Here is a 16,643-nt window from a genome sequence, read left to right as displayed (position 1 = left end):
CATGCTGCAGAAAGCCATTCAGAGAGAAATTATTGTGAATTAACCCAAAACTTCGATTGCCTTGCGAAGACGGCGCAGAGTTTCCTCCTTGCCAAGGAAGGCAGAAATATCGAACATACCCGGGCCCTTACCCTCACCTACGAGAGTCAGACGGAATGCGTTCATCACATCACCCAGCTTATAGCCCTTATCCTCTACCCATTTCATCACGACAGGTTCCTGACCTTCGATAGAGAAATCCTCAATACCTTCAAGCACATCAGCAAGTTCTGTCATCTGCTGTGCAGAATATTCCTTCCAGCGCTTCTTGGCTGTCTTAGCATCATACTCTGTAGGAGCAATGAAGAAGAAAGAACACAATGGCCACAGTTCATAGACAAAGTTCACACGATCCTTCATCATGTGTACCACCTGCTTTACGCGGTCCAGAGTTTCCTCTACACCATTGTTGGCAACAATAGGGGCAAAGAGGTTAGCTATTTCATCATCGCTCTTCATCAGAATGTATTCGTGGTTGAACCAGATTCCCTTCTTGAAGTCGAACTTGGCACCAGCCTTAGAGCAACGTGAAATATCAAAAGCCTTCACCAGTTCATCAAGAGAGAAGATTTCCTGTTCTGTACCAGGATTCCAGCCGAGGAGCGCCAGGAAGTTGACTACAGCCTCTGGGAAGTAGCCACTCTCACGATAACCGGAAGAAACCTCGCCAGTCTTAGGATCATGCCACTCCAGCGGGAATACCGGGAAACCGAGGCGGTCGCCATCACGCTTACTCAGCTTACCTTTACCTTCAGGCTTAAGAAGCAAAGGAAGATGCGCAAAACGAGGCATGGTATCTGCCCAACCGAAAGCCTTATAAAGAAGTACGTGCAAAGGCGCACTAGGCAACCACTCCTCACCACGGATTACATGAGAGATTTCCATCAGGTGGTCGTCTACGATATTTGCAAGGTGATAAGTTGGCAATTCATCAGCACTCTTATAAAGTACCTTATCATCCAGGATATCACTCATTACCTTCACATCACCACGAATCATATCGTTCACGTGAATTTCCTGTCCTGGTTCAATCTTGAAACGTACAGTATACTGCTTTCCGTCAGCAATCAGCTTATCAACCTCTTCCTTAGAAAGAGTCAGAGAGTTGCGCATCTGCATACGAGTATGAGCATCATACTGGAAATTCTGGATTTCGGCACGTTTCGCTTCCAACTCCTCAGGAGTATCAAAAGCAATATACGCCTTATCATTATCCAGAAGCTGCTGAACATACTGCTTATAGATATCACGACGTTCACTCTGGCGATAAGGTCCATGCTCTCCACCGAAACTTACACCCTCGTCAAACTGGATACCCAGCCACTTGAAAGATTCCAGGATATATTCTTCGGCTCCAGGCACGAAACGATGAGAATCTGTATCCTCAATACGGAACACCAGCTCACCTCCATGTTGGCGAGCAAACAAATAATTATACAGAGCGGTACGAACACCGCCAATGTGCAATGCACCCGTTGGACTAGGGGCAAAACGCACCCTTACTTTTCTATCTGCCATGTCTTTTTATAGCTATTTTCAAATTTTTCTGCAAATTTACATCTTTTTTTGCGATTTTAGCCGTTTTTTTTCGTATTTTCGCACTGTAAAACGAAATAAGTAAGAAAAAAGTAGGAAAATGAGCATATTTAACAACCCAGAAGAGAACTATTGGCGCAATTTCGCCACAAAAACGGTTTTGATATTAATTACCGTTGCTATCATTGTTTGGTTCCTTCCTCGCAACGAAGGAAGGATGTTCCGGTACGATGTTGGAAAGCCATGGATGTATGGTTCCGTCATCGCAAAATTTGACTTTCCGATCTATAAGACCGATGAAGCCATCAAGCGTGAACAGGATTCGCTGATGAAGCAATTCCAACCTTATTATTCTGTCAATGAATCCATCGGCAGCGAACAGGTGAGCCGTTTCCTGCACGACTTCAGCCAAGGTGTACCAGGTTTGCCAAAAGAATATGTGGGACTCATAGCCCACCAGCTTCAGCGCCTTTATCAGACCGGCATCATCGCTACCACGGAATATAATCGTATCTACAAAGATTCTACCAGTATGATACGAATTATCAACGGAAAGAATGTGAAGAGCGTACCTATCGGTTCGTTCTACTCTACTATTGCCGCTTACGAACGCATCTTCTACGATGAGAAACTGGCAACCCAGCGACAGCTTTTATCCCGTTGCAACCTCAATAATTATGTTGAAGCCAACGTCATATACGATAAGGGAAGAAGCGAGGCAGAGAAAGCCGACATGATGAGCAGCATTCCACTGGCAAGCGGAATGGTGATGAGCGGTCAGAAGATTGTGGATCGTGGTGAAGTGATTACGAACAACACCTATCGGGTGCTCAATTCATTCGACAAGGAGATGAAGCGCCGCAGTTCTACCCAGGAAGAACTGACAACCACTATCATCGGACAGGTACTGTTTATCTTCATTCTTGTCATGCTGTTTACCTCTTATCTCTCACTTTTCAGAAAAGACTATTTTGATAAGCCGCGCAGCATTACCATGCTTTATGCGATGATTACGCTGTTCCCTATCTTTGTGTCACTCATGATGAAACACAATTTCTTCAGTGTCTATATCATCCCATTTGCCATGGCGCCTATCTTCGTACGTGTGTTTATGGACTCGCGTACAGCCTTTATCAGCCACGTTACGATGATCCTCATTTGTGCAGCAGCAGTAAAGTACCAGTACGAGTTTATCATCGTACAGCTGGTAGCTGGCCTTGTTGCTATTTACAGTTTGCGTGAACTCAGCAAGCGTTCGCAGATATTCATCACAGCCCTGTTGGTAACTATAGCCAGCGGTGTAGTATATCTTGCCCTTCAGCTGATGCAGGACAACCAGGTGTTCAACGTTGATGCCAGCATGTATAGCTACTTTACCGTAAACGGCATCTTCCTGCTACTCTCTTATCCGCTCATGTACATTATAGAAAAGATGTTTGGATTTACATCTAATGTTACACTCTTCGAGCTGTCAAATACCAACAAGGGATTACTTCGCAACCTGAGTGAGATTGCTCCAGGCACCTTCCAGCATTCTATCACCGTAGGTAACCTGGCAGCAGAGATTGCCAACCGCATCAGAGCCAACAGTCTCCTGGTACGTACCGGAGCACTCTATCATGATATCGGTAAGATGACTAACCCTGTTTTCTTCACAGAGAATCAGGCGGGCGTTAATCCTCACGACCAGTTAAGCGACCTTGAGAGCGCACAGATTATCATAAGCCATGTTTCAGAAGGTCTGAAGATGGCAGAGAAGGTTGGTCTGCCAGGCATCATAAAGGATTTCATCACTACTCATCACGGAACGGGCATCACCAAGTATTTCTATATTAATTACTGTAATGCCCACCCTACAGAGGTGATTGACAAGTCACAGTTCCAATATCCTGGTCCGAACCCATTTACCCGCGAACAGGCCATCCTGATGATGGCAGATACGGTTGAAGCGGCTTCGCGCTCTCTGAACGAATATACTGAAGAAAGCATCAGTAACCTCGTCAATAAACTCATCGACGGACAGGTGGCAGATGGTTTCTTCAAGGAGTGCCCTATCACGTTCCGAGACATCGCTCTCGCTAAGCAGGTACTCATCGAACGACTCAAGGCTATTTACCATACCCGTATTTCGTATCCTCACTTAAACGTAAGACAGAATGCCGGCAAAAAGACGAGTCAGGAGTCTAAAGAACAAGAGTAAAGATACAATTCGTGAAGTTCTTATGCCGTAAAGCGTATAAACGGATATACAAAAAGGTAAAACATAACCGATAAAAGCCCTTTTTCTTGCACAGTTTTTAAAATCTGTGCAAGAGAAAGGGCTTTTTGCGTTAATATGTTTTAAATATTTAATAAAACCAATAGCGAAATAGAACATTATAATTACCTTTGCGGACGTTTTTATTTAATATTATTAAGATGAAGAAACTAAAATTAGTTGGTTTGGCCATTGCGATGGCTTGTGCAACCCCATCTTTTGCAGGCGGTTTGCTCACCAACACCAATCAACATGTAGCATTCAACAGAATGATGAGCCGTGAGGCTTCAATTGGTATCGACGGTGTTTATTACAATCCAGCCGGAGTTGTATTCATGGGTGAAGGTCACCATCTCGCCATCAACTGGCAGTTGGCTTACCAGACACGTAGCATTGAAAATGATTATGCTCTGTTCACAAACAATGTGAACAATCCTATTACTCCTCGTACTTTCAAGGGTGAGGCTTTTGCGCCTGTCATCCCTTCATTCCAGTATGCTTATAATAAAGGTAGATGGTCACTTCAGGCTAGCTTCGCCCTCACAGGTGGCGGTGGCAAGTGTACCTTCGATAATGGTCTTGGCTCTTTCGAGAAGATCGTAGCTGAGACAGCAATGGCTGCTTGCGGTTTGGCAGGTGCTGTGGATAAGGTTGCAGCAAAGTATGGCGTACCAGCTGTTTTTACTAGCGATAAGAATTTCGGTAAAGAAGGCAAGTATAGCTACAACAGCTATATGCACGGCCGCCAGTACTACTATGGTCTCTCTCTGGGTGCAGCCTATAAGTTCAGCGACAACTTCAGCGCATTCGCAGGCGTACGAGGTGTCTATGCATCTACTAACTACTACGGATATGTAGAAGATATCAAGGTAGGCAACATGCCTCTCTATAAGGTGCTCGACCCAACCAAGGAAACAGCTGCCAACATTGAGTTGAGCTGTGACCAGAGCGGTGTGGGCTTCACTCCTATTATTGGTGTGGATTTCAAGACTGGCAAGTGGAACTTCGCTGCCAAATATGAGTTTAAGACTCGTATCCGCCTGAAGAACAAGTCAGTAAACCAGGTACCTAGTATCGGTAACCTGCCAGACAACCTCCGCAACGCCTACATTGCAGGTGGTGTACCAGAGGCTGCTGCAAATGCCATCATCGGCAACCCAGATATTCAGGGAGCCATGGGACAGTTGAAGACCGAGTTCGACACCAAGCTCGAAAAAGCTATCGGCGAATATGAAGATGGCAAGAAGATTGCGGGTGATATTCCTGCTTATCTGGCACTCGGTGTTGGCTATAGCCCTGTTGATGCAGTTAGAGTAAACGTTGGTTTCCACTGGTTCGATGACAAGCACGCTACATCTTACAACAACCGACAGGAGAAGTTAAAGCGTGGTACATTGGAGTACAACGCAGGTGTCGAGGTAGACGTAAACAAGAAGATTACCTTGAGTACTGGCTGGCAGAACACCAACTATGGTTTGCCTGATGAGAACCTTGACACACCAGCTTCAAAAAGATACATGGACGACAAATCATTCGTTGTCAGTTCAAACTCTGTAGCAGTTGGTGGTGTATACCACATCAACAAGAAGATGGATTTGAACGTGGCTTACTTCCACACCTTCTATCAGCACAAGAAGACTTCAGAGAATGTAGAACTAATAGGAAAGACCTACAGTTCTGACTACACACGTAACAACAACGTATTCGCAGTAGGTCTTGACATCAACTTCTAAACATAACTACAAATATCATAATTAAAAGGCTACCCGTTCTTGCAACAAGTAACGGATAGCCTTTTTCATTTTATTTACCAATCATATTTTCTTCCATTCTGCCAGAGAAAAGGATGTCCAGGAAACTACAATGGGTCTACATCATAATAAATCTGCAGAGCTCCATATCTCGGATCCTTTCCCATCTGCTGTTGAGCAAACTTCAGATATTCTCTTACCTTCTGCTGATCAATACCATTTTCCAGTTTGATAACAATCTTTCGGATGTTCATCGTCTTAACCCTTGCCACAGCAGGTTTATCGGGTCCCAACACACGCTCGCCAAACCAGCTTCTCAGCGTTTTGCTGAGCTCATGGCTAGCCTGTTCGCATACCTTATCATATTTATGTTTTACATACACATTAATCAGGTGGAAGAAAGGTGGATAATGAAAAGTTCTTCTCTCCTCCAGAATACCCTGATACAAGCCTTCATAATCATTATGCACCACCTGTCCGATGACAGGCAAGGTAGGATTCTTGGTCTGTAGAATCACCAAGCCACGTTTACCTTTTCTTCCAGCTCTACCACTCACCTGTGCCATCATCATGAAAGCATGCTCGTAGGCGCGGAAATCGGGATAGTTGAGCATCGAATCAGCATTCAGGATGCCTACTACACTCACCTTATCGAAATCGAGACCCTTAGAAACCATTTGCGTGCCTATGAGAAGATTCGTCCTGCCTTCAGAGAAGTCTGCGATAAGACGTTCGTAGGCATTTCGTGTACGTGTTGTATCCAAATCCATTCTGGCAATCTTGGTTTCCGGAAAGATTTCCGCTATCTGGTCTTCTATCTTCTCGGTACCAAAACCACGTCCCATGATTTCCGTACTGCCACAGTTAGGACATTCCGTAGGAACCGGATAAGTGTAACCACAATAATGGCAAGTAAGCAGGTTGATACTCTTATGCAACGTAAGCGAGACATCACAGTTCTTACATTTCGGCACCCAACCACATACCTTACATTCAACCATCGGCGCAAAACCACGACGATTCTGAAAGAGGATTGCCTGTTGCCCATTCTTCAAAGCCTCTCTTACTGCAGCCAAAAGCTGTGGAGAGAAAGGACCGCTCATCATCTTACGGCGACGCAAGTCTTTTACATCTACCACCTGAATATCCGGCAACTGAATACCTTTGTATCTTGTCTTCAGCTCTACCAGTCCATACTTACCTTGCTGCGCATTATAATAACTCTCCATCGAAGGCGTAGCCGTACCCAATAAAGTCTTAGCCCCATACATCTTGGCAAGCACTATGGCAGCACTTCTGGCATGGTAGCGCGGAGCGGGATCCTGTTGTTTAAAGGAAGTCTCGTGCTCTTCGTCTATGATGACGAGTCCCAAATTCTTAAAAGGCAGGAAGACGGCACTTCTTGCACCCAGGATTACATCATAGGGATGATCAGAGAGTTGTTTCTGCCAGATTTCTACACGCTCAGCATCACTATATTTAGAATGGTAGATGCCCAGCCGGTCGCCGAAAACTCTATGAAGGCGCTCCATGATTTGTACGGTCAGAGCGATTTCCGGCAGAAGATAGAGCACCTGCTTATGCTCCTCTATGGCTTTTCTGATAAGATGAATGTAGATTTCCGTCTTTCCGCTGGATGTCACACCATGAAGCAATACAACATCCTTTTTCATCATTTGCATCAGGATCCCATTATAGGCATCTTGCTGAGCCAAGGAGAGAGGTTTAATCAAGTCAAGATGAGATTCTCCATTCGTATTCAATCGTCCTATTTCCAATTCATAAGTAAAGAGAATTCCCCTATTGATAAGCGCCTTGACAACAGCAGCCGTACAATGGCTCTCGTTCATCAGTTCTTCCTTGGTCACTTTTTTAATGCCTTCCCTAGGCGTATCGCCATCAAGACTATCCCAATGCGAGAGACTCAGAAAGGTGGTTAAAGTTTTGGCTTGCTTCAAGGCTCTCTGCACCAGATTGAGCGCTACATGTAGTGCCTGCTCACTACGGTATGTACTGGCAAGTTCTACATAGAGTTCCATCTTGGGCTTGAATTTCTCTGTAGACTTCAGACCACCAGGCATAGCAGCATTATAGACATCGCCTAAAGGAGCCATATAATAATAGCCAATCCATTGCCACAATCTCATCTGCTGAGGCAACAGCGAAGGGGTACTGTCAAGTACCGCCTCAATAGGTTTACAGGAGAAAGCAGGCTTATCATCATGCAGTCGGGTAGCCATTGCGATATATTTCTTACTTTTACCAAGAGGAACCAGTAAGCGTACCCCAGGCACAACTTTCCCTTCCATCCCATCAGGGACAGAATAAGTAAAGGTTCCGTCGAGCGGAAGGGGTAATATCACATCTACATACTTCATATCTAATCTTCTTTAACCTTGAAATATCCATCATTCAGGCTTTCGACTTGCAAAGTTAGCAAAAAAAAAGCAGATACCCATCATCGGATACCTGCTTTTATATATTTTAAGATGTACTAGGCGAGACCATACGATGTTCTCACCCATAATCTGTCCTGTTCTTTTACGAGATTAGAACCAATAACCCAAAGCAATCTGCCAACTGTTATTCTTACTGTTACCATTCACAATCTTTTCGCTTGTTTCCTCCCAGGTAACATCTGCAGTCTTACCGCAAGCGATGTTATAGTTTGCAGAAAGCTGGAGATGGCTCAGCAGGGTAACACCCAAACCTACGTTTACACTGAAGTTTGTTTTCTTCAGAGAATAACAGCCTGATTTATTCCATTCGAAGTTCTTGTCACCAACGTTGATACCCCACTGTGGACCAGCGAAAACGAAAACATTAGCCAAGCTGCTCAAACCGAAGCCATAACGTACGTTTACTGGGATATTAAGCGATTTCTGAGTCATCGTTGTCTCTGCATCATTTACAGACACCTTAGCTTCCTTCTGATCGTACAAGGCAGCAGCATCAAAACTCAAACCAACAATAGGGATAGTAACCTTTACCATTGGACCAACAAAGAAACCTGTCTTGTTAGATGCATCGAATACATCGTTACTCAAAGACATGTTAGTAACATCCAAACCGCCCTTCAAACCAAACTTAATCTGGGCATTAGCATTTGTAGCAAACATCATGGCTGCTACAACCATTAATACTGATAAAACTTTCTTCATTCTATATTTACTTTAATTCTTATATAAATTAATGACGCTCTCTACGAACCGTTACTCTAGCTGAGCCACCAGAAGAAACATTGCTTCCTCCTGATCTGCGTTTCTTAACAGTAGAAGTCTTAGCTGATTTAGATGCAGAACCATTTCTTCTGTTACGGCTTTTCTTCAGAGTCTTGGCATCCATATTCTTTTCTGCCTTGGCAATACTGTCAAGAGAGTCCTTCCGAGCCTGATTACCCCAGATATTCTTCTCAAAGGCTTCCAACTCAGCCTCTATACGTTTCTGTTCCTTCGCCATAGCCGTATCCGAAGGACAGTATTGTGCCAGAGTATTGCCCTGCATATTATTGGTCTTGTAGATTTTACCCTGATACAGATTCTTGGTAAAATAATCTTCTGCACTCATCACAGCAGCATTGTTCACATTACTGGTCATCAGCTGCTGCTTAGCCAGGAAAGGAGCCAGGTCATCATACTTCACCCAGAAGAGCGGATACTTGTTTCCTACATCTCCAAAGTCATCATTACGGGTCATGATAGGGCACAAAGCCAATACCTTGGTATGGAAAGAAGCTGTTTTCTGGTCATAATAAGAAGTCTCCTTCACATAGTACGCCTTCACTTCAGCTGATGGAATATCGCTGTCATCAATATGCACCTTTCCATTATCAGTCTTCTCGTAGTAGATATGATAATTATCTACGAATGCTTTCGGAGTAAGACGGTTGGCGGCAGAAAAATCTTCATTACCATCCATACGATACTGATAAACAGGCACTCTACCCGTAAACATCAGTTTAAAGATATAGGTAAAGAGATTCATCTTACCATCTGTTGGCTCTACAGGATAATACAAGGCAGCATTGGCATCATCTGTGAGATTGAGTTCACGATAGATGTCTCTTCTCCAAACCACGTCCTCATCCATCGGGATGGCTGTAGGGAAATAAAGTTTGGCACGCAAGGTCATATTGTCAGCATTCGACTGTTGTGCCTTTTGCTGAGCCTGCTTTCTGCGAGCCGCTGGCTGTGCCATGATGCTCTGCACCATTCCCAAAAGCATGAATATGAATAATATCTTTTTCATTACATTGAACTTTGAACATTGAACTTTGAACTTTATGATAAGTAAAGCCGTTGAACTCTTCACTTACCTAACGATAACTTCCATTGCTGCCGGCAGATTTCGGGTAATACCATCAGGACCTACAGCCTTGATATGCGAGATATAGAAGCGTCGGTTTCTTGACAGTTTTCTGAACTCTTCGCGCTGTCGTTCTGAGAAATTGGAACCCGCCGAAGCCAAAGGTATGGCATTTCCCATATTATCGAAGAATACAGTTTCGAAGCTCAGCACCTTAAACGGAATATCAAGGAGTCCGTCATCTATGGCTGCATGAATGCCTGGAGCACCCATCAGAGCACCTTTCGATAGAGCACCACCTCTAAATCTGTCTGTACCCATCGCAATATAAGCTGTTGGGTCAGGAAGTTTTCTTACATGAAAAACGAATGGAGGCAGACTTCTCACCTGTCCCTTATCGCGGGCTGTCACATGGATGGTAACATCCTTACCCACCGCTGAAGGTGTAGCCACGAAATGACCATTGCCCTTAGCTACGAAAGAACCGCCTGTCATAGTTGCAGAGATAGCATTTGCCGGAACACCAGGAACGCTGATGCTGATAGGATTGGCATAGCCTGCATAGAGCACATTCATCAGGTCGGCAGCAACGGTAGCTGTATTAGGAACAGGCAATACGGTGTATTTCTGAACGAAATTGCGTCGCATCATCTCGCCATTCTTGCCTCTCATCAGAATGTAACCGCCAAACTGGTGCTCACCTACGCCACCTGCCACAAAACTGTATCTGCCATTCTCGGCATTCAGCCTACTACCATTCACATAGATTTCCGGGCGCTGTGTACTGTCTATTGCAGCCATCACCACATGCGAATTGAAACGTTCACCGGCATAGAGGGTTGTTTTCTCAGGAATAACGAATGCATCGAGTTCATTCACATTCAGTTCTACCAGATCTATATTTTTCTTCTCCTCATCCGATTTCTTCCCATCATCGGCAAGACTTTTCTTGATTTTCTCGACAATAGACTTGCCTTTGACACCGAATTCCTCATCTGTAGGAGTATTCAGCGCCAACATAGCCATCAGGATGACATACATCAGGTTAATCATCTTCTGGCGAGGCGAAACCGGTCTTTTCTTGATTGCCATGGATATAAATTTGCTTGATTCTATTTATTTTCTTCGTCTTTACTCTTCACTTGTTACATGAGGAGCCGCCACACGCATATTGATGGTCATGGCATCAATCATACGGGTATAAATCTTGTTCAACTGTTCTATCTGCTTTGCCATCATCTTGGTCTGCTCATTGATCTGGTCAATGGTACCAATCTGCTGGCTGGCACTTTTCAGCTGCATCTCGTATACCCTGCTGATACCTGTCAAGGTACGGTTCAGATTCTCCATCTCCTCGCTGTCACGAGTCAGTCGGCTACTCTGTTCGTTTACCTTACTCAAGGTTTCAACCAGGCTCTTCAACTGTTCTACGTAGCTGTTCTGAACTTCCACCACCTCAGGATTAAGTGGAGTCAGTTCTGGCGCAGCAGTCATTACAGGAGAGACAGGAGAAGCAACCTGAGGTTGAATGGTTTCAGAACGATTCTTGGCAGTCATCATTTCTTCTGCCGACACCTTTCCTTCCAGATACTCCTCTGTAGCATGGGTAGGCAAGTCTCTACCTTCGGCAGTCTTGTCGAAAGGACGGTCGAAAGCAGAAAGGAAGAACACGAAAATCTCGGTTCCCATACCTAAGAAAAGCATGAAATTGGCACCAGGAAGATGAGTCAACTTAAAGAGGGTACCAGCGATTACGATAGAGGCACCCCAACTGTAAGCATAGTTAAGGAATGTCTGACCCGGCACACTATCCATCCACTTCTGCAAGCGGTATACGATATTGAATTTGCTATAATAGCTCATATTATTTATCTCCTATTCTTATTCTTCAATGGTTTCTGTTTTCCGCTTGCCGTAGTAGCAAGACTTCTCACGCAACGGAATCCGATGTATGAGCGAGGCTGATTCTGGTATTCGAAAGTGCGCCATGCCGAACGGATAAACGACTCAGGGTCTTTCCAGGAACCACCTCTTACACTCTTCTTCTTCAAACGGTAAGGATCTTCTATGGCAGCATTATACTGTAAAGTTGGGTTAAAATCGCTCATTGCGTCAACACCCGCCTCTGTATAAACGGTACTTGTCCACTCAGCCACATTACCAGCCATATCGTAAAGTCCATTAGAATTTGGCGAATAGATAGCCACCTTGCTGGTTATCAGGTTGCCGTCTTTGGTATAGTTGCCCCTGTCTGGTTTGAAATTGGCGTAAAAACAGCCATCCCCATTCTTCACATCCGCATTGTCCCAAGGAAATTCATTCTGGTTCTTGCCTCTTGCAGCATATTCCCATTCTGCCTCGGTTGGCAGACGGTAACGCTGTACAAATCTTGCTTCAGGACCTAAGCCCTTCAAAAGATAGTCTGTTCTCCAGGCGCAGAAGGCATTTGCCTGTTCCCAGGTAACACCGACTACCGGATAGTCATTATACGCAGGATTGCTGAAATAACTTCTCAGATAGGTTTCATTCTCTGCATTTCTGAAGTCATTTACCCAACAGGTAGTGTCAGGATAAACATTCACGATATAGGTATTCAGGAAATCCCAAGGTCCTGAAAGCGGACGGTTGATAGTCTCACGCACCACTCTACCCTCATCATCGTAATAAGCGGTATCTTTCGAAATCATCACCACCTCGTCTGAATTTATCTTCACATCGGTGTTAAGGGTACGTTCCTGTGGATTCAGGCGGAACTTACGCTGAGCTGCAGCTGTATAATCATAGATTTCGTATTTATAGTTGAGCTGGTGCCAGTCGATGAGTTTTTCTCCTGTAACCGGATTGGTTTCATACAAACTTTCAAAAGCTCTCTGCTCATCCTCATTAGGTTTCTTAGGAAGCGCTTTCTTCCAGTTTACATGAGGTGTAACCGGATCGCCATTCTTATCTTCAGTAATCATGTAAGTCTCGTCGCCTCCATAAGCAGGATCAGCCAGACGTGTACGAAGGATAGAATCACGCACATAAGCCACAAACTGCTTATATTCTGAATTGGTGATTTCAGTATCATCCATCCAGAATCCATCCACCGACACATCCTTGCGTGGTGTTTTCATTCCCCAAAGTGAGTCTTGGGTCTCCATTCCCATTTTCAGGAAGCCACGGTTTATCTTTACCATACCATAAGGGGCTGGCTCTACAAAGCTTCTACCGCTCACGCCAACCACCTCGCCACCTCTGCCTGCAACAGAAGCTTGCTTGGCACCGAAGCAGCCGCTCAAGGTGAGCAATATAGCGAATGCACTAAGGAGCAATATACTTTTCTTCATTGTTTTATGATTCTACTATGTTCTTATTTCTATTTACATTATAATATTCTGACGCTCTGATGGCGGTTTCTGCCTTTCTTGGTCAGGTTGATATCGGTCTGATACCCAACAAAGAGTTCATGACTGCCATTTCCAGCACTGAGTTTAGAGGTGTATGCCTCGTAACTGTAACCAAGCACTACCCCATGAAAACTACCGCCTACCAGCACGGTCACAGATCTGTCCGGACTGTAGGTCACACCACCATACAACATCCGTTTCTCATATTGGTAAACCAATCTTCCTGTCAGGTCGCCTCGCCATGTGGTACCATCTGTTGTTACAAGAACAGACGGCTTTATTGTTAAGAACGGATTTCTCAGTCGAATATTGTATCCACCTGTCAAATAATATGTGGCATCTATTTTCAATTCGTTGGTCTCACCTAGATTTATCGTAGGCGATGTAAGATGCTGGGCAGAAAGTCCTACGTACCAAGCCTTATGCTGGTAATACAGACCCAGGCTCAAATCCATTCCGCTTCCATTTACGTCTGAAGTAGAAAAGGCAGGGTCACCACTTTCTCCCAAATCCACCTTGCTTCCATCAAACTTCTCACTCAGCATACCTCCTTGTACACCCACGCTCAGCGTTCCACCCAGGAGTTTATTCTGCAAAGCATACTGTAAAGCCAGCCGCTGATGGGTAAAAAGACCTATCTGGTCATTCTGTAGCGACAAGCCTACTCCATGCCGATGATTGAACAGGAAGAAAGGCATGTCAGCCGCCACCTGAAAGGTACGGGGATTATGTTCGAATCCAGCCATATCAAGTGCGTAGGCCGCCGTAACATTGAGTTTCGACTGCTTACCCACAGCAGCAGGATTGAATGATGGTTCCATGTCAAAATAATGACTGAAGGAAGGATCATACTGTGCCCTCATTTCGAGCACCCCCACTAGCAGAATCCATATAATGATAAATCTTTTCAACACAATAAGATAACGGAATTTCTTACACATTATTATATATAAGCAAGAAACAAAAGATGAAAAAGGCTACCCTCTTATAAGAGAGCAGCCCTATCATCGAGATTAATACTCGTCATCATTCCAGAGGAATATTAGGGCTGAATACCAGGCACTTATAGTCTTCCAACTTTTATAGTGAACATTTTATTAAGGAGTAAAAGTCGCTAAAAGGCTTTTCTAAACCTATCTTGCAACTCCTTGATTCGCTCTAAAAGTTTTTCGAAAGATAAAGTCTGACCATAGATAAAGTGGTTACACATCTCTGCATAATCACCCTCCCAATCCTTCATCAACTCTTGCCTAGGAACGAAATCAATCTCACTCGGCATCAACTTAGAATAATCTACATACCCTACAGCATAGTATATGGAACGATGCTTAACAATACGATCATACAAGTCCATATCCTGCAGGGCTTGTTTGCCAAATTCTGTATCCATCAAGCGTTCAAGATCATAAAGATGTCTAGACATTCGGACATAACGAGGAGTCTGTTTCTGAAACTCCTCACATAGCAAGAATGCCTTCTCCAGGAATGTTCGTGTAGGTACAACTGTCCTGATAGTAGCTGTAGCCGCCGCATCTTCTCCAGGGAAAGTCTGCTCAATATATGATGAAATCAAACGGTCTTCCGTAGGCTCGTTCATAGACAAGCAACTAATCTCTATCTTTACTCTTGGCGGAATATACTCTATCGTATGACCAAGCATAGACTCATAATGAACGAGAATGACAGATGGATCCTTATCACTTGCAACAGGACTTGCCTTACCATCCTCATCAATTTCCTCTACTACATTTTCTATATTGTATCCTTCCACACCAAGTTTCTTTAGATTTTCATCCAACTCTGCAGAAACTGTATCAAGAAAATACCTACGTGCCTTCTTGCGAAGTTTTTCACGCTGATTCTTTGTCGTCTTCTCTATACCAAAGAATTCATGGTTTACAGATAAGTCTATATCCTCACTGAATCTTTCTATCAAATTCCATCCTTTACTGAGACTTGTACCTCCCTTAAAGATGAGTTGATCTGCACATGAACATTTGAAAAGAGCGTTGAGCACCACAGTTACCCACCAGTCCTTTTCAATTGCAACCTGATTAATACGAAACTTCTCTTCTGCACGTTGCAACATTGCTATTCGTTCATCTATTGTGTGATTTAACCAAAGTGTCATAATGCTCGTTTTTATCTATTATATCAGTTATCAGCTTTCTCATCCATACTGGCATGAGAGTAAGGTCTTGTACAAACAAGTCTTTATGTTCCTCTTCATTGACCAATTTTCTTATGGTAGAGAGTTCTTGATTACCTACATTCTTTTGTCCTAATGTTCTAAGAGCTTGTACAAGAAGCGCTGCCAACACTGTCTGAAAAGCAAAGTTCTTAGGAACACTTCTCTTCAACTCTATAGTCCGATTTCCAAGAGTCAAGACTCTTCCACTTCCCGATGTCAGATAAGTATATTTTGTAGGCACCTGTGTTGAGAGTCCAAGTTTGTTGAGCGCTGTAACTCCTGAAGGTCGTATTTGTACCTTATCTCGCTGGGCTATAGCCATCACCATTTCATCTATTGATGGATAGACTATCCCAAATCGGGTATTCTTAGGGCGAAGATAAACCCCATTAGCTAATCGAACTATATTTCCCTTTTTTTCTTCTACAGAAAGTGCACGACTTACCACCTTCTCATTATCATTGATGTCAGAGAAGTCTGAGATGAAGAGAATCTGCCCTTCACTTGTCTCGTATATACGGTTTGCTATTTCTGCCATATCGTTTTCTTTCTTTAATGGTGCAAAAATACAAAAAATCAGCGATATGTGTAACACCCCGCCGATTTAATTAACTTTTTTTATGTAGAAAACTTTGCAAATATTTTCCACAATCACTTATTTTTATTCACTCTTAGCTGTCTGTGGTACTCACGACTCTTGCGTTGTAGTTCTTCCTTATGACTGGCATAATATCGACGTTGATACTCTTTTTTCGTGGCAGTTTTTCACTCTTTAAGAGACATACAGGCAAATTCTCCGAATGAATCTGGATACTGCTTGATTATTGCAGTAAAGACTGCGGACAAGACCTGCACGACAATGGAGTTTCCGGCTCGCCAATATAGAGAATAGTCAGAAGTCTTACGATGACGACCATTTATAAACATAAGTTTCGCTATTTGTTCTTTTGTGTAACCTTCTTTACCTCAAATCCGCAACCTATAGGGTTTAGTGGGATTTTGCTTGCAAAGCGACAAAATTCATTTTATTGTACATATTTCTTGCACAACAGAAATGTCGCAGACACAAAATCCCCTTACCCCATAAAGCGACTTGAGGTAATACGCTGGTTTAACCAGAAAAGCATGGTCTTTAACCAAAGTCTGTCTTGAACAGGTTGGCATAAGCATTGTTG

Annotated in this window: 11 protein-coding genes and 1 pseudogene; 2 read left to right on the top strand and 10 right to left on the bottom strand. The window is 43.7% G+C overall.

The window, feature by feature from the left end; translation table 11 throughout:
• Positions 1-39: 39 nt before the first annotated feature.
• Entirely contained in the window at positions 40-1,557 is a 1,518-nt protein-coding gene (gene gltX / locus NNC77_RS06400) for a glutamate--tRNA ligase (RefSeq protein ID WP_254970274.1), read from the bottom strand.
• 118 nt (positions 1,558-1,675) lie between these two features.
• Between gltX and NNC77_RS06395 the strand changes: the two genes are divergently transcribed.
• Together NNC77_RS06395 and NNC77_RS06390 are read left to right on the top strand one after the other, a co-directional pair.
• Positions 1,676-3,775 carry an HD family phosphohydrolase gene (locus NNC77_RS06395; RefSeq protein WP_119237480.1) on the top strand — a complete coding sequence of 700 codons (2,100 nt, stop codon included), beginning with the start codon at positions 1,676-1,678 and terminating at the stop codon, positions 3,773-3,775.
• 218 nt (positions 3,776-3,993) lie between these two features.
• Positions 3,994-5,565, top strand: coding sequence for an OmpP1/FadL family transporter (locus NNC77_RS06390; protein ID WP_254970273.1), 1,572 nt, complete (start codon positions 3,994-3,996; stop codon positions 5,563-5,565).
• Positions 5,566-5,690: 125 nt separating this feature from the next.
• Here the strand turns inward: NNC77_RS06390 and priA are convergent, their stop codons facing one another.
• The 9 genes and pseudogenes from priA to NNC77_RS06345 form a co-directional block, all read right to left on the bottom strand.
• A complete protein-coding gene (gene priA, locus NNC77_RS06385) occupies positions 5,691-7,961 on the bottom strand; it encodes a replication restart helicase PriA (RefSeq protein WP_254970272.1) in 2,271 nt (756 codons plus the stop codon).
• Between the two features lie 171 nt (positions 7,962-8,132).
• A complete protein-coding gene (locus tag NNC77_RS06380) occupies positions 8,133-8,744 on the bottom strand; it encodes a porin family protein (RefSeq protein ID WP_153082393.1) in 612 nt (203 codons plus the stop codon).
• 28 nt (positions 8,745-8,772) lie between these two features.
• Positions 8,773-9,831, bottom strand: coding sequence for a gliding motility protein GldN (gene gldN / locus NNC77_RS06375; protein WP_254970271.1), 1,059 nt, complete (start codon positions 9,829-9,831; stop codon positions 8,773-8,775).
• Between the two features lie 63 nt (positions 9,832-9,894).
• Positions 9,895-10,791, bottom strand: a pseudogene (gene gldM, locus NNC77_RS06370) (gliding motility protein GldM); the annotation flags it as partial.
• A 228-nt stretch (positions 10,792-11,019) separates the two neighbouring features.
• Positions 11,020-11,751 carry a gliding motility protein GldL gene (gene gldL, locus NNC77_RS06365; RefSeq protein ID WP_022120530.1) on the bottom strand — a complete coding sequence of 244 codons (732 nt, stop codon included), beginning with the start codon at positions 11,749-11,751 and terminating at the stop codon, positions 11,020-11,022.
• 5 nt (positions 11,752-11,756) lie between these two features.
• Positions 11,757-13,217, bottom strand: coding sequence for an SUMF1/EgtB/PvdO family nonheme iron enzyme (locus tag NNC77_RS06360; protein WP_117694733.1), 1,461 nt, complete (start codon positions 13,215-13,217; stop codon positions 11,757-11,759).
• A gap of 38 nt (positions 13,218-13,255) precedes the next feature.
• A complete protein-coding gene (locus tag NNC77_RS06355; RefSeq protein ID WP_254970269.1) occupies positions 13,256-14,218 on the bottom strand; it encodes a PorP/SprF family type IX secretion system membrane protein in 963 nt (320 codons plus the stop codon).
• Between the two features lie 173 nt (positions 14,219-14,391).
• Positions 14,392-15,408, bottom strand: coding sequence for a nucleotidyl transferase AbiEii/AbiGii toxin family protein (locus tag NNC77_RS06350; protein WP_254970268.1), 1,017 nt, complete (start codon positions 15,406-15,408; stop codon positions 14,392-14,394).
• On the bottom strand, positions 15,377-16,006 hold the full coding sequence (locus NNC77_RS06345) for a DUF6088 family protein (RefSeq protein ID WP_218419416.1): 630 nt from the start codon (positions 16,004-16,006) through the stop codon (positions 15,377-15,379). The genes NNC77_RS06350 and NNC77_RS06345 overlap by 32 nt, the downstream gene beginning before the upstream one ends.
• Between the last annotated feature and the right edge of the window lie 637 nt (positions 16,007-16,643).

Origin of the sequence: Segatella copri, assembly GCF_024330485.1 — a bacterium.
GTDB classification, from domain to species: domain Bacteria; phylum Bacteroidota; class Bacteroidia; order Bacteroidales; family Bacteroidaceae; genus Prevotella; species Prevotella copri_L.
The sequence above is the reverse complement of the archived record's forward strand: the minus strand, read 5'-3'. Positions and strand labels throughout refer to the sequence as shown.

Excerpts from the sequence above, each read along its gene's own strand:
- NNC77_RS06350 (WP_254970268.1), bottom strand. The coding sequence starts at position 15,408 with ATGACACTTTGGTTAAATCACACAATAGATGAACGAATAGCAATGTTG.
- NNC77_RS06380 (WP_153082393.1), bottom strand. The coding sequence starts at position 8,744 with ATGAAGAAAGTTTTATCAGTATTAATGGTTGTAGCAGCCATGATGTTT.
- NNC77_RS06360 (WP_117694733.1), bottom strand. The coding sequence starts at position 13,217 with ATGAAGAAAAGTATATTGCTCCTTAGTGCATTCGCTATATTGCTCACC.
- gltX (WP_254970274.1), bottom strand. The coding sequence starts at position 1,557 with ATGGCAGATAGAAAAGTAAGGGTGCGTTTTGCCCCTAGTCCAACGGGT.
- NNC77_RS06345 (WP_218419416.1), bottom strand. The coding sequence starts at position 16,006 with ATGGCAGAAATAGCAAACCGTATATACGAGACAAGTGAAGGGCAGATT.
- gldN (WP_254970271.1), bottom strand. The coding sequence starts at position 9,831 with ATGAAAAAGATATTATTCATATTCATGCTTTTGGGAATGGTGCAGAGC.
- NNC77_RS06355 (WP_254970269.1), bottom strand. The coding sequence starts at position 14,218 with ATGTGTAAGAAATTCCGTTATCTTATTGTGTTGAAAAGATTTATCATT.
- NNC77_RS06390 (WP_254970273.1), top strand. The coding sequence starts at position 3,994 with ATGAAGAAACTAAAATTAGTTGGTTTGGCCATTGCGATGGCTTGTGCA.
- gldL (WP_022120530.1), bottom strand. The coding sequence starts at position 11,751 with ATGAGCTATTATAGCAAATTCAATATCGTATACCGCTTGCAGAAGTGG.
- NNC77_RS06395 (WP_119237480.1), top strand. The coding sequence starts at position 1,676 with ATGAGCATATTTAACAACCCAGAAGAGAACTATTGGCGCAATTTCGCC.
- priA (WP_254970272.1), bottom strand. The coding sequence starts at position 7,961 with ATGAAGTATGTAGATGTGATATTACCCCTTCCGCTCGACGGAACCTTT.